19 protein-coding genes and 1 pseudogene are annotated in these 17187 nt (G+C 72.9%); 12 read left to right on the top strand and 8 right to left on the bottom strand.

All coding sequences use genetic code 11. The features are described 5' to 3' along the window. Positions 1–10 precede the first annotated feature (10 nt). Positions 11–295: an alpha/beta fold hydrolase gene (locus M2283_RS11070; protein ID WP_348538909.1), complete on the bottom strand. Its 285-nt coding sequence runs from the start codon at positions 293–295 to the stop codon at positions 11–13. Between M2283_RS11070 and M2283_RS51630 the strand changes: the two are divergent. Then, positions 194–550 (top strand): annotated as a pseudogene (locus tag M2283_RS51630) (PLP-dependent aminotransferase family protein); the annotation flags it as partial. The gene M2283_RS11070 and the pseudogene M2283_RS51630 overlap by 102 nt on opposite strands. Here M2283_RS51630 and M2283_RS11065 read toward each other — a convergent pair. Continuing rightward, a complete protein-coding gene (locus M2283_RS11065) occupies positions 435–1367 on the bottom strand; it encodes a hypothetical protein (RefSeq protein WP_280875961.1) in 933 nt (310 codons plus the stop codon). The pseudogene M2283_RS51630 and the gene M2283_RS11065 overlap by 116 nt on opposite strands. Before the next feature lie 179 nt (positions 1368–1546). On the opposite strand from M2283_RS11065, the gene M2283_RS11060 reads away from it, so the two are divergent. Continuing rightward, positions 1547–2098, top strand: coding sequence for an SH3 domain-containing protein (locus tag M2283_RS11060; RefSeq protein ID WP_280875960.1), 552 nt, complete (start codon positions 1547–1549; stop codon positions 2096–2098). Positions 2099–2211: 113 nt separating this feature from the next. Here M2283_RS11060 and M2283_RS11055 read toward each other — a convergent pair whose 3' ends face one another. Next, a complete protein-coding gene (locus M2283_RS11055) occupies positions 2212–2685 on the bottom strand; it encodes a hypothetical protein (protein WP_432423051.1) in 474 nt (157 codons plus the stop codon). A 147-nt stretch (positions 2686–2832) separates the two neighbouring features. Here M2283_RS11055 and M2283_RS11050 point away from each other — a divergent pair, with 147 nt between their 5' ends. The 3 genes from M2283_RS11050 to M2283_RS11040 all read left to right on the top strand — a co-directional run bounded on the left by M2283_RS11050 (position 2833) and on the right by M2283_RS11040 (position 6072). Further along, positions 2833–3468, top strand: a complete 636-nt coding sequence (locus M2283_RS11050; RefSeq protein ID WP_280875959.1) for an NAD(P)-dependent oxidoreductase — start codon at positions 2833–2835, stop codon at positions 3466–3468. Positions 3469–3568: 100 nt separating this feature from the next. Continuing rightward, positions 3569–4804 (top strand): PP2C family protein-serine/threonine phosphatase, encoded by a 1236-nt coding sequence (locus M2283_RS11045; protein ID WP_280876258.1) that lies wholly within the window; start codon positions 3569–3571, stop codon positions 4802–4804. A gap of 68 nt (positions 4805–4872) precedes the next feature. Further along, positions 4873–6072, top strand: a complete 1200-nt coding sequence (locus tag M2283_RS11040) for a hypothetical protein (protein WP_280875958.1) — start codon at positions 4873–4875, stop codon at positions 6070–6072. Between the two features lie 9 nt (positions 6073–6081). Here the strand turns inward: M2283_RS11040 and M2283_RS11035 are convergent, their stop codons facing one another. After that, complete coding sequence (locus tag M2283_RS11035) at positions 6082–6483, bottom strand: hypothetical protein (protein WP_280875957.1); 402 nt, start codon at positions 6481–6483, stop codon at positions 6082–6084. 111 nt (positions 6484–6594) lie between these two features. Then, the gene (locus tag M2283_RS11030) at positions 6595–7833 is read right to left on the bottom strand and encodes an amidohydrolase (protein ID WP_280875956.1); all 1239 of its coding nucleotides are present in this window, start codon (positions 7831–7833) and stop codon (positions 6595–6597) included. Positions 7834–7967: 134 nt separating this feature from the next. Between M2283_RS11030 and M2283_RS11025 the strand changes: the two genes are divergently transcribed. Beyond that, on the top strand, positions 7968–8798 hold the full coding sequence (locus tag M2283_RS11025; protein ID WP_432423063.1) for a mechanosensitive ion channel family protein: 831 nt from the start codon (positions 7968–7970) through the stop codon (positions 8796–8798). 81 nt (positions 8799–8879) lie between these two features. Here the strand turns inward: M2283_RS11025 and M2283_RS11020 are convergent, their stop codons facing one another. Then, positions 8880–9188 carry a DUF6401 family natural product biosynthesis protein gene (locus M2283_RS11020; protein ID WP_280875954.1) on the bottom strand — a complete coding sequence of 103 codons (309 nt, stop codon included), beginning with the start codon at positions 9186–9188 and terminating at the stop codon, positions 8880–8882. Positions 9189–9284: 96 nt separating this feature from the next. Then, positions 9285–9449, bottom strand: coding sequence for a hypothetical protein (locus M2283_RS11015; RefSeq protein ID WP_280875953.1), 165 nt, complete (start codon positions 9447–9449; stop codon positions 9285–9287). Between the two features lie 117 nt (positions 9450–9566). Here M2283_RS11015 and M2283_RS11010 point away from each other — a divergent pair, with 117 nt between their 5' ends. The 4 genes from M2283_RS11010 (at position 9567) to M2283_RS10995 (ending at position 13639) form a co-directional block, all read left to right on the top strand. Further along, positions 9567–10910, top strand: a complete 1344-nt coding sequence (locus M2283_RS11010) for a helix-turn-helix domain-containing protein (protein ID WP_280875952.1) — start codon at positions 9567–9569, stop codon at positions 10908–10910. Positions 10911–11001: 91 nt separating this feature from the next. Further along, the gene (locus M2283_RS11005; protein ID WP_280875951.1) at positions 11002–12015 is read left to right on the top strand and encodes a permease; all 1014 of its coding nucleotides are present in this window, start codon (positions 11002–11004) and stop codon (positions 12013–12015) included. Further along, entirely contained in the window at positions 12012–12773 is a 762-nt protein-coding gene (locus M2283_RS11000) for a TIGR03943 family putative permease subunit (RefSeq protein ID WP_280875950.1), read from the top strand. The genes M2283_RS11005 and M2283_RS11000 overlap by 4 nt, the downstream gene beginning before the upstream one ends. Positions 12774–12877: 104 nt before the next feature. After that, positions 12878–13639 carry an ANTAR domain-containing protein gene (locus M2283_RS10995; RefSeq protein WP_348538907.1) on the top strand — a complete coding sequence of 254 codons (762 nt, stop codon included), beginning with the start codon at positions 12878–12880 and terminating at the stop codon, positions 13637–13639. A gap of 28 nt (positions 13640–13667) precedes the next feature. Here M2283_RS10995 and M2283_RS10990 read toward each other — a convergent pair whose 3' ends face one another. Further along, entirely contained in the window at positions 13668–14444 is a 777-nt protein-coding gene (locus M2283_RS10990) for a hypothetical protein (protein WP_280875948.1), read from the bottom strand. Between the two features lie 342 nt (positions 14445–14786). On the opposite strand from M2283_RS10990, the gene thrS reads away from it, so the two are divergent. Both thrS and M2283_RS10980 read left to right on the top strand, forming a co-directional pair. Next, a complete protein-coding gene (thrS, locus tag M2283_RS10985; RefSeq protein WP_280875947.1) occupies positions 14787–16043 on the top strand; it encodes a threonine--tRNA ligase in 1257 nt (418 codons plus the stop codon). Between the two features lie 88 nt (positions 16044–16131). Continuing rightward, positions 16132–17118 (top strand): nucleoside hydrolase, encoded by a 987-nt coding sequence (locus tag M2283_RS10980; RefSeq protein ID WP_280875946.1) that lies wholly within the window; start codon positions 16132–16134, stop codon positions 17116–17118. Positions 17119–17187 lie beyond the last annotated feature (69 nt).

The raw sequence follows: 17187 nt of genomic DNA, 5'->3' as shown, positions 1-17187 counted from the left end.
GTTGTCCGAATCATCCCACGCGCGCCAGGAATCTCCCCAACGTCTCGTTGAACTCCCCGGGCCGCTCCAGGTTCGGCAGATGCGCCGCCCCCTCGATCACCCGCAACGTCGAGTCGGGCAGCGCCGCGTGCATCGCCTCCGCGTCGGAGACCGGGGTGTACCCGTCGTCGGCGCCCACGACGACCAGGACCGGGACGGTGACGCGGGTGAGCTGGTCGCGGCGAAGCGGGCGGAGGTGGGGCGTCGGCAGCGGCTGCTCGTCGAGGTGCTCGGCGGGTTCCGGGTGCGGTCGGATCCGCGGGCGTACTTCGCGTGGTGGGAGCTGCCGGCCCCCTGGCGCGCGGACACCTTCACGGCGGTCGCCGCTGCCCACGGCATCGCCGTCACCCCGGGTTCCGCCTTCGCCGTCGACCCGCGCCGCACACCGGACGCGGTCAGGCTTGGACTCGGGTCGGCCGGTTTGCCGGATCTGGAGCGGGCGTTGCGGGTGCTCGGCGGCGTCGTACGAGGGGCAGGACGAGGTGTCCCCAGCGGGCCGTCAGCCAAGTGATCGCGGCGACCGTCAGGCCCAACGCCAGCAGGAGCCAGGCCGTTTGGCGCAGTGTCGTGGTGAGGGCGTCGTAGATCGCGGCCGCCGCGGGGCGGTGGGTCTCGTCGGGGAGGTCGGTGAGGGTGAGGTGGCGGCCCAGGGCCACGGCGAGGCCGAGGGCGGCTCCGCCGAGGGCCGTGCCGAGGGCGGTCGCGGTGAGGGCGCGGCGGCGGCAGGCGGCGAGGGCGATGCCGGCCACGGCGAAGACGACGGCCGCCAACGGCAGCCAGAAACCGGCGACTTCCAGCACGTGGAAACCCTTTCGGAGCCGGTCCAGTTCCTGGGCCGGGAGGACGGCGACTCGGGTGTGCTCGACGGGGATGCCGGCCGCCAACGGCACGTGGTCGGCGGAGAGTTGGCGCTTGAGCTGGGCGGTGACCGGCGCGAGGTCGACGGTCACGTCGTCGCGGTCGGCCTGGTCGCGCAGGGCGGTCAGTACCGCGTCGTGGACGGTCCGGTTGCCGGTGTCCCAGGCCGTGCGGAAGGCCTCGGTCCTGGTGAACGAGCGGACCGCGTCCCGTACGAAGGGGCGTACCGCGGCGCGCACCGGGCCGACGTCGGTCCGGTCGTCGACCTCGTGCATGATCCCGGCCCCGACGGAGTCGGCGATGGCGTCGCGCACCGCCGGGTCCGCGGCCAGCGGCGCCATCGTGGTGACGTACCGGCCGGTGTCGGCGAGCCCGTACGCGGCCCAGGCCGCCAGCGCGCCGAACGGCGCGAACAGGCAGGCGAGGGCGATCAGAGCGGCCGACAGGGCGCTCCTGAGGCGTGAGGGCACCCTTTCAGGCAAAGGGCTCGGGGCCGGGGGCGCGAGCGCGGTGACTGCATATGGGTGCACGCTGCAAGCCGAACGGGCGCTGTGCGTCGGAAACCGTGGCGGAGCTGGGCATTCCGCTCTCCGGTGGAGGGTTCACCCGAACGGGTGTTTCCTGGTGCTGGGGAGAAGGAGGCCGATCAATGCGCACCACTCCGGCCCTGCGGACCCTGGCCGCGGTACTGCTCACCGGTGGCACTCTCGTCGCCGCGGCGGCGGGTACCACGGCTGCAGCCGCTACCTCGCCGACGTACGCCGACGGTCATGGCGGCGGTGGCGGATCCGGCGGTCCGATCTGGGGCACCATCGTCTCCCGCTCCGCACTGAACGTGCGGTCGGGTCCCACCGTCAACTCCTCCGTCGTCGACCAGCTCTCGCCGGGCAGTCAGGACCGTGTCGAGTGCATGGTCCAGGGCCAGAGCGTCAACGGAAATCCGTACTGGTACTGGCTCGTCGGCGCCCAGGGCTGGGCGAGCGCCGCCTTCGTGGACACCGCCGGGCAATGGGTGCCGACCTGCGCGGACCCGTGTCCGCAGTGGCGGGACGGCAACTGGTCCAACGCCGACTGGAACGACCCGAACTGGAACGACGGCTCCTGGGCCACGTCGAGTTCCGGTTCCTGGAGCGCCTCGGGCTCGTGGAGCTTCAGCGCCTCTGGATCCTCGTCGTCGGCCTGGGACTGGCTGCCTTGGTGAGCCTGCCTCGGTGAGGTGAGGGAAACCGAGGGAGAAACCGAGGGAGTCAGAGAGAACGCGTGGGCCCCGGCGGATTTGCTCGCCGGGGCCCACGCGTGTGCCGGTGCCGTCCGTCAGCGCAGGCGGTTTCCCGCGCCGTCCTCGCGCGTGTAGTAGCGGTAGAAGAAGACGCCGAAGACGGCCGCCGTGACGACGATGCCGAGCGCCACGGACCGGTAGACGGACTCGCCGGTCTGGCTGTAGAGGAAGCCGACCGCGGCGCCCGCGAAGCCGGACTTCACCAGCGAGTGCAGTTCGCGCTTCAGCAGCGGGGCGAACGTCGCGACCGCCAGGCACAGCACGATGAACGCGGCCGCGGTGACGAAGCCGAACAGGATGTTCCAGCCGGTGATCTCGCCGCCGCCGCGCCGGTTCGCCGCGGCCCAGTAGCCGTAGACGAGTCCGAGGATCACCGGGATCCCGTAGCGGGCCGCCCTGTGCACGCGGTCGTCGAAGATGTCGGGCGTGTGGATGGGCCGGATCGTCCTGCCCCGCATGCCGGCCGTCCTGCCCCGCGTCCCGCCGGGCGTGGGTGCCGCTTGAGCCATGAGAGTGCTCCTCTCTCTCCTCGCCCCCGACTTCCAGAGCACACCTGGGGAGGGGGGCTGGCAAGTCGGCGGACAGTGTCTGTAGAGGTCTTTCGGGCCGCCGGTGCCCGGATGCGGGTGGCGTGGGGCCGTGTTTCGCTGGGCCGCATGAAACTCGTACTGTTCGGCGCCACCGGCATGGTCGGCAGCCGGGTCGCCACGGAGGCGTCGGCGCGGGGGCACCAGGTGCTGGCGGTGAGCCGTTCCGGGCAGTCGCCGATCCCCGGGGTCACGGCCGCGGCGGCCGACGCGGCGGATCCGGCGAAGGTCGCGGAGCTGGCGCGGGGCGCCGACGCGGTCGCCTCCGCGTGCGTGCCGCCGCGCGACGGCAGCGACCCGCGCGAGCCCTTCCTCGCCCTGAACAAGGCGCTGGTGGAGGGCGTGCGGGCGGCCGGTGTCGGACGGCTCGTGGTGGTCGGCGGGGCGGGCGGCCTTGAGGTGGCGCCCGGTCAGGCGGCGGCCGACCAGCCCGGCTTCCCCGAGGCGTACCTCCCCGAGGCCCTGGCCCACCGAGACGTCCTCGCCTTCTACCGCACCCTCGACGACCTCGACTGGACCTACGTCTCCCCGGCCGCCGAGATCGCCCCCGGTACCCGCACGGGCCGCTTCCGCACGGGCGGCGACGCCATGCTCACCGACGCCGACGGCCGCAGCCGGATCAGCGCCGAGGACTACGCCATCGCCTTCGTCGACGAACTCGAACAGGACGCCCACCCACGCAGCCGGATGTCGGTCGCGTACTGAGGCCGTGGACGACGGCGGTCGGGGCGAGGGGGCTGGGTGGCCCGAGGACGGCGGGTGGTCCGAAGACACCGGTGGCCCCCAGGACGTCGGCCGGCCTGCCTTGCTCGGACGGTTGTCGCGGGTGGGGCACGGGGATGACGCGGTCGCTCGGCATCAGGTGTTGCGGGTGCGCGGGCGGAGCGTGGCCTGGGTTCCGCCCCTCGTCCTGTTGCTCGCGATCGCCGCCGTGGACTGGAACACCACCGGCGAGTTCCGGATCATCTCCTGGATCGTGCTCGTGCCCGGGATCGCCGCCGCGATCTGCGGGGTGTGGGGCACCGCCGTCATCTCCGTACTGGCCGTCCTGACCTACGTCATGGTCGACAGCGCCTGGCCCGGCGAGTACCAGGCCGGCTGGCCCGACTTCGTGCTCGTCGTCATCGGCGGCATCCTCGCCACCCTCGCCTGCGCGGTCCGCCTCCGCGGTGAGCGCCGCATGCTGCACATGCGGGACGTCGCCGACACCACCCGCCGTACCGTGCTGCGCCCGCTGCCCCCGCACTGGGGCGGCCTCGACCACGCCGCCGTCTACCTCGCCTCCGACGTCGAGGCGCGCGTCGGCGGCGACTTCTACGACATCCAGCCCGGCCCGCACGGCACCCGCGTCCTCGTCGGTGACGTCCAGGGCAAGGGCCTGGGCGCGGTGGAGGCGGCGGCCGCGCTGCTGGGCACGTTCCGGGAGGCCGGATATCACGAGGCGGACCTCGGCACGGTCGCCGAGCGGCTGGAGATACGGATGCTGCGGCATCGGCGTCGTACCGCTGCCCTTGGTTTGGGCCAGGGGGCGGCTGCCCTCTCCGAAAGGGCGCCCGGCACTCCTCCGGACAGCGACCGTTTCGCCACCGCCGCCCTGGTCGGCTTTCCCGACGACGACCCCTGCGCCGTGGACGTGATCCTTTTCGGCCACGAACCCCCGCTGCTCGTCGGCCCCTACGGCGTACGTCCCCTGCCGCCCGGCGACGGCCTGCCGCTCGGCCTCGGTGAACTCGCCGTCGACGGGCCGCCGTCCGTGCACCGCGTGCCGCTCGCGCCCGGCGAGACGCTCCTGCTCACCACCGACGGAGTGACCGAAGCCCGGGACGCCCAGGGGGAGTTCTACCCGCTCGCCGACGACGTGGCCCGCGCCGTCGCCGCCGACCTCCGCACCGCCGAACCCCGGCGCCTGGTCGCCTTCGTACGGGACCGCACACTGCGCCACTGCGGCGGGCGCCTCGTCGACGACACCACGGTGTTCGCGGTGCGGCGTGGCGGGGAACAGGGGGAACGGGTGGTCAGAAGCGGACGTTTGCAGTCCTGAGACCCACCTTTGCAGCCGCAGCGGTTACGGTGCTGCGTACGTGATCGTCGGGGGATGGGGAGGGAACGATGCCCGGAACCGTGCTGCTGCTGGCCGCTTCACCGGTCGGCAAGGGGTGCCTGGTGGACGCGGCCTCGGTGCTCCCGGTCCTCGCCGCCGTCCCGCCCGCCGTGCTGTCCGGCACCGACACCGCCAACGTCGTCGAACTCGCCGACCCGCTGGAGCCGCAGGCCGTCCTGACCCGGCTGCGCGCCGCGGCGACCGCGCCGGGTCCTTTGACCCTCTTCGTCACCGGCCAGCTCCAACTCGACCGCCGACAGCGGCTGCCGCACCTCGCGCTGGCCCGCACGACTCCGTCCACGGTCCGTTACACCGGACTGCCCTGGCAGTGGATCCGCGAGGAACTGCGCCTGCGGCCGCCCGGTGCGACGACGATTCTCTTCGATCTGCACGCGGACGTGGAGACGTGGGAGTGGTTGCGTTCGGCCCCCCTCGACTGCGGGCGCAACAACGCCGTCTACGGTCGTATCGCGCCGCCACCGGGTCGGCGCACCGTGGCTGTTCCTACGTACATGAAGGCCGTGGCGACGATTCTGCGCAGTGGGTTTCGGCCTGCGGTGGAGCAGTTGCACCAGCAGGCGTTGGCCAGGGTGGGACCGGACGGCTTCGCCGACCTGCTGTTCTCGATGGAGCCCGGGGTGTTGGGCGCCGTCCCCGGGGGCTTCGCCCCCAGACCCCCGTATCGGCCTGAACGGCCTCGTCCTCGAACGCCGGACGGGCTGGAAGGTGAACGGAGTTACGGCCGCGTCCCCCATTCCGGCAGAACCCCCGATCCCGCCAGGGTCCCCGATCCCCACGCCGAGATCTCCGCCGCCGTCCGGTCCGGCCGGCACCCCGACGCCGACGCCCTCGCCGCCACGCACGAGCAGCTCGCCGTAAAGGCGTTCGGGCCCGGTTCCGAGGCGGCGCTGCACTGGGCCGAGGTCCGGGCGGATCTGGCGATGTTCGCGGGGGATCCGGTGCGCAGTTGCCGGACCTGGCTGGCGGTGGCCGGGGCGCGGCTGACGGCCGGGCAGGCGGCGGACGCGCAGGACGTGGAGGCGGCCGTGGACCGGGCGCACCATCAGTGGGGGCAGGTCGTCGATCCGGTCGCCGCGCGTGAACTCGGTTCGGAACTGGCCGACTTGAGGTCCCGGGTGCCGGGTCGGCGCGAGGGCGCCCTGGATCATGTGCAGCGCCAGTTGCGGCAGTTGCAGACCCAGGGCTAGTCGATCCCGTCAGAACCAGAGGGTTGTCAGCTGCGCCTTCGTGATCGGATGCGCGGGCGTGATCACATCGTCGATCTGCACTGTCGCGGGGCCCGAGAAGTGCGGGCAGGCCATGGTGGTGAACGTCTCGTAGGCATGGGCCGAGCTGAGAGCCCAGCTGACGCAGCCGCCGTCCGGCCCGCCGAACGCGCCGTCCCCGGGCAGCAGGTCCTCGACCCACCCGGTGGCTCTGTAGGTGCCGTCTCCCTGCGGACAGACCGAGATCTCGCCGCGGCCGAAGTCACGGGTCTCACTGGCGGTGACGCAGTCGGTCGTGGCCGTCGACCCGGCGGCGTGCGAGGTCGCGGCGGTCATGGGCAACAGGGCGCAGGTGATGCCGAGCATGGTCAAGACGCGAAGGGGAGCTTTCATGCCGGTGCCTTTCTCCTCGGGATGACGAGCAAAGCACAGGGCCCTCCCGGACCACCAACAGTGTTCAACTGCTCCCATTCGGCTCCCCGTTGAGGGAATCGGACGGGTCGTCTAGGCCGCCAGACACGCCAACGCCCCCGACACCAGCGTCCGTACCCCCGGCGCCACCGTCGACAGGTCCGGCGCGAAGTACGGACTGTGGTTGCTGGGGACGGCGTCGAACTTCTCCATCAGGTCCGTGCCGGGAGCCGCGTCCCAGGTGTCGGCGGAGGTGGAGGTCACGAACCAGTAGGCGTACGGGAGTTCGTCGAGCGCGAGGCGGGAGAAGTCCTCGCTGCCCATCGCCGGGCCGGGGTCGAAGACGGTGGCCGCGCCGAAGACCTCGCGGTGGACGGCGGCCACGCGCTGGTCGGTGTCGGGGTCGTTGACGGTGACCGGGAACTCGTCGCCCAGGATCAGTTCGGGCTCGCGCGGGCAGCCCGCCGCACGGCACTCGCCCTCGGCGATGCGGCGGATCGCGGTGACCATCCGGTCCCGTACCGCCCGGGACTGGGTGCGGAGGTTGAGCCAGATACGGGCGGTGGCCGGGATGATGTTCGGGGCCGTGCCGGCCTCGATGCGGCCGACGGTCAGGACGGCGGACTCGCGCGGGGCGATCTCCCGGCTGACGACCGTCTGCAGGCGGGTGACGATGTACGCGGCCGTGACGATCGGGTCGACCGTCGTCTCCGGACGGGAACCATGGCCGCCCTGTCCGTGCACCACGATCTCGACGTCCGTCGACGCCGACATGATCAGTCCGGGCACGTGCGCGTACAGGCCCGCAGGGCCCGGTGCCACATGCTGGCCCAGCAGTACGTCGGGGCGCGGGAAACGGTCGTAGAGCCCGTCCTCGATCATCGCGGCGGCGCCGTTGCCGGTCTCCTCGGCGGGCTGGCCGACCACGAGCAGCGTGCCGGACCAGGTGTCCCGGCCCGCGGACAGGGCCGCGGCGGCGCCCGCGAGCCAGGTCACGTGCAGGTCGTGGCCGCAGGCGTGCATCAGGCCGGGGGCCGTGGAGGCGTAGGGCAGGCCGGTCTGTTCCTCGACCGGCAGGGCGTCCATGTCGGCGCGCAGCAGGACGGTCGGTCCGTCGCCGTTGCGCAGCAGGCCGGCCACGCCGGTGCCGCCTATGCCCTCGGTGGTCTCGTAGCCGGCCGAGGTGAGGCGCTGCGCGAGTACGCCCGCCGTGCGGTGCTCCTTGAACGCCGGCTCCGGGTGGCGGTGCAGGTCCCGGTAGAGGTCCTCCAGGGCCGGGACCGCGAGATCGGCGGTGAGATCCAGGGCGGTGCGGGCGGCGGCAGAGGTCATGCGGGCAGCGTATGGGGCCCGGCTGTCACCCGCATGGGGGCGTTCGCGCGGCCGGATGCCGGGGGCACTGCTATCCACGAAGGAGGGGGACGGTTACCCACGGAGTCCACCGAAGGAAGGCCCTCATGGCCACCATGCCCAGCACGCAGACCACGCTGTCCATAGATTTCACGCAAGGCCTCAACGACGCCTGGTCGAAGGTCGCCCAGTTCGTGCCGAAGCTCATCGGCTTCCTGGTCGTCCTGGCCATCGGCTGGTTCGTCTCGAAGCTGATCGCCCGCGTCCTGGACCGGGTGCTGCGCAAGGTCGGCTCGGAGCGGCTGTCCGAACGGGCGGGCACGCAACGCCTGTTGAGCGACTCCAAGTACGACATGACGGGCATCGTCTGCAAGATCGTCTACTACGCGCTGATGCTGATCACCCTCCAGCTCGCGCTCGGCGTCTTCGGCGCCAACCCGGTCTCCACGATGATCAACGGCATCGTCGCCTGGCTGCCGCGCGGCATCGTCGCGGTCGTCCTGATCGTCGTCGCCATGGCCATCGCGAACGCCGTGCGCACCATCGTCACCGGCGCGCTGTCCTCGGTCTCCTACGGCCGCACGGTCGGCACCGTCATGTGGGCCTGCATCCTCGCCCTGGGCGTCATCGCCGCCCTCGGCCAGGCGGGCATCGCCACCACGGTCACCCAGCCGGTCCTCTACGCCGCGCTCGCGACCGGCGCCGGCATCCTGATCGTCGGCGTCGGCGGAGGCATGATCGGCCCGATGCGCCAGCGCTGGGAGCGCATGCTGACCACCGTCGAGACGGAGTCCACCCGGGCCAAGGGCAGCATGGCCGCGTACCAGGCGGGCCGCGAGGACGCCCTCGGCAACCAGCCGGTGCGGGAGCGCACGGACCTGCGGGGCGGCGGCGACATGGGTATGCGGGACGGCGGCAACGACATGCGGGGTCCCGGCGAGATGTGACCCGTCGGGCAGAAGCCGGCGGCCGTCGGAGCGCAAGGGGGAGTGCGCGCCGACGGCCGTGGCGGGAGAGGCCGGGCCGCCCTAGGTGATGTCGGCCAGCAGATCGTGCCGGTGGACCAGCCAGCTGATGGCGGTCAGCCGGCACACCGCGTAGTCGTGCCCGACCGGCTCGCGCCAGTCGATCTCGTCGAGCGCGTCCAGGAAACCGAGCGCGTAGTCGGCGAGGACCTCGCGGTGCGGGGGCCGGGGGACCAGTCCCGGGTGATTGGCCGCGAGCCGTTCCCTGAGCTCGGCCACGTGCTGATCGACGGCGGCCACGAAGCCGGGCTCGAACGCGAACTCCGCGAAGCGGGGCGCGAACGAGCTGGTGATCCTGGCCAACGGGGACATTCCTCCACGGTAAGGGGGTTTGGGATGGTTGATTACGTGATTTCCCTCACCGGGTCGGGGCCGTGTGGCTAGCCTCGGCACGTTGATTGTGGAGATCTAGGAGTGTTGGTGAGTGGTGTGTTGTGCCTGCTCCCGGATGGGGTCGGGGACCTGGGCGCGGGCCGGGCCCGCGTTCGCCGCGAGGATCAGGGTCACCACGGTGACCACGGCGGCGGTCAGGCCCCTGGCGTAACGCTGGACGGTGCTGGTGCGTTCGAGCACGGCGACCTCGCAACAGCCATATGTTGAACGAAAGCCAATGGTTAAACACGTTTACTGTGCGGTTTAACCTAGGGCCAGACAGAGCCGAACGGCAAGGGGCACAGGGGGAGTTGGGCGATGACGGACCGCGATGACCCGGGCACGATCGGGCGAAGAGTGCAGCATCTGCGGGCCGAACGGGGGCTGACCCAGAAACAGTTGGCCGAGCCCGCGTACACCCCCGCCTATATCTCCACCCTGGAGGCGGGCCGGGTGCGCGCCTCCGACGAGGCGCTGCGGCACATCGCCGAGCGGCTCGGAGTGGCGTACGACGAGCTGGCGACGGGGCGGCCGGCCCACCTCGCGACCGATCTGCGGCTGCGCCTGACCGAGGCGCAGCGCACGCTTGCCACCGGTGCGGCCGAGGAGGCGGCGGGGCAGTACGCCGCGCTGCTCGTCGAGGCCGAGGGGCACGAACTTCCCGACGTGCAGGCCGTCGCCCTGCTCGGGCTCGGCGAGTGCGCCATCGACACCGGCGAACTGGCCGCCGCCCGCCTGTACTTCGAGCGCTCCGAACAGGCCCTCGCCGACGCGCCGCTGCCCGCCCGCGTGCCCGCCCTCCGTGGCCGTGCCGTCTCCCACTACCTGGCCGGCGAACTCCGTTACGCGGTCTACCTGTTGGAGTCCACCCTCGACGAACTCAACCGCGGTGGACTGCACGACCCCGACGCGCTGCTCCTCCTCTACGCCAGCATCATCGGCCCCTACATGGACATGGGCGCCCAGGCCCGGGCCGCCCAGGCCGCCGAGTTCGCGCTCGCCCTCGCCCCGCAGTCGCAGGACCCGGCACTGGTCGCCCGTATGCACCGCTCGGTCGCCCGCACCCTGCTCGCCGAGGGCCGCATCGCGGAGGCCGACGCCTCCCTCGTCAAGGCCGCCGAGCTCTACCGCACCCTCCAACTCCGCACCGAGCTCGCCAACTGCCACTGGATGCGCGGGTACGTCTCCGCGCAGAACGGCGAACTGGAGCGCGCCGAGGGCGAGTTGCGCGAGGCCCTGGCCATGCTCACCGCGAAGCGCGCCGCGCTGTACAGCAGCCAGGTCGCCGTGGAGCTGGCCGACGTACTGCACCGGCGCGGCAAGTCCGACGAGGCCGCCGCGATCCTGGAGGACGTGCTCAACGACCTCAGCTCCGAACGCGGCGCCCTCCACTCCGCCGCCGCGCACCGCCTGCTCGGCATCATCGCCGAGGACGCCCGCGACACCGACGCCGCCGAGGAGCACTACGTCCGCGCCCTCAGCCTGCTGGAGCGGGCCGGCGCCGCGGGCGACCTCGCCGACCTGTGCCGCCTCCTCGGCGACCTGCTGCGCCGCACCGGCCGGGTGGAGGCCGCCCTCGACGCGTACCGCACGGGGCTCGGCCACCGCACGTCGCCGGGCACGACGACCCTGGGCCCGGCCCCGGCGCAGCCGCCCCTGTGACCCACAGGGCGCTCTCCGGTGAAGCCGGGGTGGTGCACAGCGGCAGCGGCTAGCCTGCGCGGGACGTTCACGGCACTACTGGGACAGGCGCGTGCAAAATCAGCGGACGGTGGTCGACGGGGTGCGCCTCGTCGTACGCGCGCTGGTGTACGCCGTGCTCGGCGGCGCCGCGCTGATCGCCATCGCGACGGTCTTCTCCGTGCTCGGGCCGACGCTCGCGCTCGACCTCTACACCCCGCCGGTCGCCGCCTGGTGGACCGTGTTCACCGCGATCGCCGTCCAGGGCGTGCCCTTCCTGCTGCTCGGCACCGTCGTCTCCGCGGCGATCGGCGCCTTCGTACCGGAACGCGTCTTCACCAGGCTCCTCCCCCGCAACCCCGCCCTCGCCGTGCCCGTCGCGGGCGCCGCCGGAGTCGTCCTGCCCGGCTGTGAGTGCGCGTCCGTGCCGGTGGCCGGGAGTCTGATGCGGCGCGGGGTCGCGCCCGCCGCCGCCCTCGCCTTCCTGCTCTCCGCGCCCGCCATCAACCCGGTGGTCCTGGTCGCGACCTCGATCGCCTTCCCCGGCCAGCCCAAGATGGTTCTCGCCCGGCTCGTAGCCTCGCTCGCGACCGCCGTGGTGATGGGCTGGCTGTGGGCCCGGTTCGGGAAGGACGAGTGGCTGCGGATGCCGGCGTCGAGGGGCGGCGACGGCGGCCCGGACGCCTCCGGCCCGCGCGCCTTCCTCGCCGGTCTCCAGCACGACTTCCTGCACGCCGGCGGCTTCCTCGTGCTGGGCGCCGCGGCCGCCGCGACCTTCAACATCGCCGTACCCCGGTCCGTCCTCGACCTGTTCACCGGTACCGCCCTGGCCGCCGTACCGCTGCTCGCCGTGCTCGCCGTCGTGCTGTGCGTGTGCAGCCAGGCGGACGCCTTCGTGGCCGCCTCCCTCAGCGCCTTCCCGCTCACCGCGCGGCTGGCGTTCATGGTGGTCGGCCCGATGGTCGACCTGAAACTGATCGCGCTCCAGGCGGGCACGTTCGGCCGCGCCTTCGCGGTCCGCTTCTCCTCGGCGACCTGGGTGGCGGCCGTGACGAGCAGCGTCCTGGTGGGGTGGTGGCTGCTGTGAGAGGCCGACGGTACGGGCCTGCCGTACTCCTGGTCCTGACGGGCGCCGCGGTCCTGCGCGTGACGCTCTTCAGCGACCTGTATCTGAGGTATGTGCAGGCGGGTCTGCGGCCGTATCTGATCGTCTCGGGGGTGGCGTTGGTGCTGCTCGGGGTGACGACGGCTGCGCTGCGGCGGGAGGCGTACGAGGATGAGGGCCAGGGGCACGTCGAGCACGAAGGGCATGGCGGGCCCGACGAGCACGACGGACACAGTCACGGCGCCGCCGGTCCCCGGGTCGCCTGGCTGCTCACTCTCCCCGCCGTCGCCCTGTTGCTCTTCCCTCCGCCCGCCCTCGGCTCCTACAGCGCCGGGCGTGAGGCCGCGCAACGGGCGGCGCAGGGGGTCGGGAGCTTTCCCGCGCTGCCGGCCGGGAACCCCGTCGAGCTGAGCGTCGCCCAGTTCGGCTCGCGGGCGATCTACGACAGCGGGCGGTCGCTGAAGGGCCGGACGGTCCGGATGACCGGGTTCGTCACCCATGGGGACGACGGCACCTGGTACGTCACCCGGCTCCTGGTCTCCTGCTGCGCCGCCGACGCCACCACGAGCAAGGTCGAGGTCCGCGGCGACGACGCCCCGCCCACCGACACCTGGGTCACCGTCACCGGCGCCTGGCACCCCAGGGGCAAGCTGGGCTCGGACGCGGCGTGGCCGCCGGTGCTGGACGCGACGTCGGTCCGGCAGGTGAAGCAGCCGGCGGACCCGTACGAGAAGCGGTAGGTGTTTCGGTCCTTGGGGCACGGGTAGTCGGCCGGGGTCCGGTGCCGTGACGGCGTCGGCCGCTTCGGCACCGTGGCCGCGCCCGAACCAAGGAGGCGGTGGCTGTGCGGCCCAGGCGAGACGGCCGGGAGGCCCACGGCGATCCGGCGGGCGCACCTGGCCCGGTGACCGCCGCCGTGGCCGTCGCCGAGTGGCTACGGACCACCGGCCCCCGTGACGTACCGGAACTGCTCTGCGGAGTCGCGGTCAACCTGCTGCCGGTGACCGGCGCGAGCATGTCGCTGTACAGCTACGGCGTGCCGGTACGGCTCGGCGCGAGCAACGCGCAGGCATCCTCCATGGGCGACCTCCAGGCCACGCTCGGCGACGGGCCCTGCCGGTCCGCCGTCCGGGCCTGCGCCGCCGTCCTCGCCGACGACCTGAGCGGCCCCGAGGACGCCGGTCGCTGGCCGGTCTTCGCCGAGCAGGCCATGGCGGCCGGGGTGCGGGCGGCGTACGCGATTCCGCTCGGCAACGACAGCGTGTGCGTCGGCACGCTCGACCTGTACCGGGACACCCCGGGCGCGCTCACCGGCCGCGAACTGGACACCGCCCGGCTGCTGGCCGCGCTCATGACGGCCGCGCTGATGACGCTGCCCCACCGGGACGACGAGACCACCGCCCGTTCGCCGGAGCACTGGCTGGGCGGCCTGACCCACAGACACGACGAGGTCCACCAGGCCACCGGCATGATCATGGCCCAACTCGGCGTCTCCGACGACGAGGCCCTCGCCCGCCTCCGGGGTCACGCCTTCGCCCACGACCGCACGGTTCTCGACGTGGCCAGGGAGGTGGTGGGGCGGCGGATGCGGTTCGAGCGGGAGTAAGCGGGAGTAGTCGCAGGGCCCGAGTGCCTCAGACCTGCGCCCGCCCCTGCTTCCGTACGTCCGCCAGGCGCTGTGCCCCCACCTCCAGCGTCGCGTTCGTGATGTCCGGGGAGACCTCGCCCAGGCCGCCGTTGGTGACGGCGATGGTGTCGTCGCCGGTGCGGGCCGCGGCGACGTCGAGGGTGAGGACCGTCGGGTCGCCCTCGGGGGTCGCGGAGGTCAGGGTGACGCGCAGGCCCTGTCGGGTGTCGCCGACCTCCGGCAGGGCGGCCTCGGTGACCTGGACGGTCTGGACGGTGCCGCGTTCGGTCACCGCCGTGAACCGGGAGCACTTCTTCGGCAGCGACTTCAGCCAGGTCAGCGTCCGGTCGACGTCGGCGGGGGGCAGGGCGAGTACCTGGTACCGCAGTTGGGCCTCGTCCATGGTGTCGTCGAGGCCGGTCGCGGCCCGGGGCCGGGCGTCCTTGCCGAACAGGTCGTCGGCGTACAGCGCGTCGAGCAGCCGGCGGCAGTCGGGCGCGTCGGTGGTCGCCTTGAGCAGGGCGTCCCGCCAGGTCGCCGCGCCCTGGGTCGGCGCCCACGGGTCGCCGAGGTCCGCCTCGGTGACCAGGGCGGCCTGGGCCTGCGCGGCGGTGAGGCCGCGGGGTGTGGTCGCCGCGGCCGGGGCGGACGGCGCCGCCGAGGAGGGGATCGTGGGCAACGGCGCGTGCGCCTGCGGCGGCGTACTGATGCAGGCCGACGCCGTGAGAAGGGTGCCCGCCGAGAGCGCGGAGGCGACGAGGACGCGGGCCGGGGGACGGGGCAACGGAGCCTCCTGGGAGAGGGGCGGGGGATGCACGGGAGGGTCATTTGGGCGGGGGCCCGGTACGTCTCCAAGGGATCACCGCGTACGGCACTCCACCAGCGAGCCGGGCCGTCCGGGTTACCCGAGCCGCCCCGCCGCTCGGCCCGGATATCGCGTGGCGCCGGGATCCCGCACCCGGCTACCGTGGCTCGTATGAAGCGCGCCCAGCCGTCTCGTACGACGACGCCGGAGAGTGTCCCGGCGCGCTGATCCACGACTGGATGACAAAAGCCCCGGGGCGAGTGCCCCGGGGCTTTTCGTCGTCCCCGGCCCCCCGCCCCGCACTTGAACGAGGGAGCCGTCATGTCACACGAGCCCACCACCCCCGCACCCCTGCCCCACGACCCCCCGTCCCACGACCACCGTCGTCTCGGACGCGAGCTGGACCTCTTCGACACCGACCCCCTGATCGGCGCGGGCCTGCCTTACTGGCTGCCCGACGGCGCCCTCGTGCGGCACACCCTGGAGGAGTACGTCCGGGAGGCGGAGCGCGCCGCCGGCTACCGGCACGTGTACTCGCCCGTCCTCGGCAAGCGGGAGTTGTACGAGATCTCGGGCCACTGGTCGCACTACAGCGAGGACATGTTCCCGCCGATGAAACTCGGCTCGGAGGAGGTCGTCCTGCGCCCCAGCCTCTGCCCCCACCACGCCCTGATCTACCGCTCCCGCTCCCACAGCTACCGCGAACTCCCGCTCCGTATCGCGGAGTTGGGCGGCATGTACCGCTCCGAGCCGTCCGGCGTGCTGGGCGGTCTGACCCGGGTGCGGGCCATCCAGCTCAACGACGCCCACATCTTCTGCACCCTGGACCAGGCGGTCGAGGAGGCGGCGTCGGCCCTGCGGCTGATCGCCCGCGCCTACGACGATCTCGGCATCCGCGCCCACCGGTACCGTCTCTCCCTCCCCGGCGAGGGCGGCAAGTACGTCGCCGACCCGGAGCTGTGGGCGCGGGCCACCGCCCTGCTGCGGGAGGTGCTGGACGGCGTCGGCGTGGACCACGAGGAGGCCGAGGGCGAGGCCGCCTTCTACGGTCCCAAGATCGACGTGCAGATCGCCGACCCGGCCGGCCGCGAATCCACTCTCTCCACCGTCCAGATCGACTTCCACCAGCCCGAACGCTTCGACCTGCACTACATCGGCGCCGACGGTGCCAAGCACCGCCCGGTGATGGTGCACCGCAGCGTCATCGGGAGCGTGGAGCGGGCGGTGGCGCACCTGATCGAGGAACACGGCGGGGCGTTCCCCGTCTGGCTGGCGCCGGTCCAACTGGTGGTGCTGCCGGTGTCGGAGGAACAGCGACCGGCGGCCGAGCAGCTGATGCGAGCCGCGGTCGCGCAGGGCCTGCGGGCGGAGATCGCCGCCGACGGCAGCCTCGGCGCCCGGATCCGCGCGGCACGCCTCGTGCCGTACCAGGCGGTGATCGGGGCGCGGGAGGCCGAGGACGGACTGACCGCCGTACGACTGCGGGACGGCCGTCGGCCGGGGGTGCTGCCCGGCGACGAACTGCTGCGCCGGATCGGGGAGCGGGCGGCGGCCCGCGGAACCGGCCTGTGGGAGTGACCATGGACGCTTAGGGTCGAGACGACGACGGTGTCGAGACGACGGCTCTGTCCGTCCAGGTGACGGCTCTTACGGAAGGACTCCCGAGGTGACCGACCAGCCCATCCCGGTGATCATCGACTGCGACACGGGGGTCGACGACGCGCTCGCCCTGCTGTTCGCCGTCCGGCACCCGGGCCTCGACCTGCGGGCGGTGACCTGCGTCGCCGGGAACACGGACGTCGACGGGGTGGTCCGCAACACGCTGACCGTGCTGGAGATCGCGGGCGCCGGGCACGTCCCGGTGGCCCGCGGCGCCGAACGCCCGCTGATCGAGCCGGCCCGCTCGGCCCGGCACGTGCACGGCGCCGACGGCATGGGCGACCTTCCCGGCCTGCCCACCCCGACCCGCGCCCCCGCAGACGTGGACGCGGTGACCCTGCTGCACCGCGAGATCCTCGCCTGCCCGCGCCCGGTCACGCTGATCCCGACGGCGCCCCTCACCAACATCGCCCTCCTGCTGCGCACGCACCCCGATGTCGTCCGCAACATCGAGCGGATCGTCTTCATGGGCGGCGCGGTGGCGACCGGGAACGCCACGGCGGTCGCCGAGTTCAACGTCTGGCACGACCCCGAGGCGGCGGCGGTCCTGCTCACCGCCGGGGTGCCGATCACGATGTACGGCCTCGACGTGTTCCAGCGGGTCGTCGTCCCCGGCCCGGACGTACGGCGCCTGCGCGCGAGCGCCGACCCCGCGGCCCGCCTCGCCGGCGACCTGCTCGCGCACCGCCCGGCCACCCCCGACGCCGACGGCGACGACCCGGGCGGCGGCATCGGCGACGCGGGCGCGGTCTGCACGGTCGTCGACCCGGCCGGCATCACCACGCTCCCCCTCCCCGTCGAGGTCTCCCTCGCCCCCGGCCCCACCCGAGGCCAGACCGTCGTCGACCGCCGCCCCCGCCCCGGCGAATCCGAGATCCACGACGGCCTCCGCCCACGCCACCTCGTGGACGTGGCCCTGGACGTGGACGTGAACCGCTTCGTGAAGCTGTACCTGGACACGGTGGAGGGCACTGCGCAGAAGCCTTCCCGCTGAGCACGAGTGCGGGGGATACTATTAGGGGTATACCCCTTAGGGGCGTAGTCCTTATCGCTGCCCCCCAGG

It is taken from the genome of Streptomyces pseudovenezuelae, from assembly GCF_029892565.1.
Classification (GTDB): domain Bacteria; phylum Actinomycetota; class Actinomycetes; order Streptomycetales; family Streptomycetaceae; genus Streptomyces; species Streptomyces pseudovenezuelae_A.
The sequence above is the reverse complement of the archived record's forward strand: the minus strand, read 5'-3'. Positions and strand labels throughout refer to the sequence as shown.

Coding starts and splice junctions, on each gene's coding strand:
- M2283_RS11060 (WP_280875960.1), top strand. CDS start 1,547: ATGCGCACCACTCCGGCCCTGCGGACCCTGGCCGCGGTACTGCTCACC.
- M2283_RS11055 (WP_432423051.1), bottom strand. CDS start 2,685: ATGGCTCAAGCGGCACCCACGCCCGGCGGGACGCGGGGCAGGACGGCC.
- M2283_RS11050 (WP_280875959.1), top strand. CDS start 2,833: ATGAAACTCGTACTGTTCGGCGCCACCGGCATGGTCGGCAGCCGGGTC.
- M2283_RS11040 (WP_280875958.1), top strand. CDS start 4,873: ATGCCCGGAACCGTGCTGCTGCTGGCCGCTTCACCGGTCGGCAAGGGG.
- M2283_RS11035 (WP_280875957.1), bottom strand. CDS start 6,483: ATGAAAGCTCCCCTTCGCGTCTTGACCATGCTCGGCATCACCTGCGCC.
- M2283_RS11030 (WP_280875956.1), bottom strand. CDS start 7,833: ATGACCTCTGCCGCCGCCCGCACCGCCCTGGATCTCACCGCCGATCTC.
- M2283_RS11025 (WP_432423063.1), top strand. CDS start 7,968: ATGCCCAGCACGCAGACCACGCTGTCCATAGATTTCACGCAAGGCCTC.
- M2283_RS11020 (WP_280875954.1), bottom strand. CDS start 9,188: ATGTCCCCGTTGGCCAGGATCACCAGCTCGTTCGCGCCCCGCTTCGCG.
- M2283_RS11010 (WP_280875952.1), top strand. CDS start 9,567: ATGACGGACCGCGATGACCCGGGCACGATCGGGCGAAGAGTGCAGCAT.
- thrS (WP_280875947.1), top strand. CDS start 14,787: ATGTCACACGAGCCCACCACCCCCGCACCCCTGCCCCACGACCCCCCG.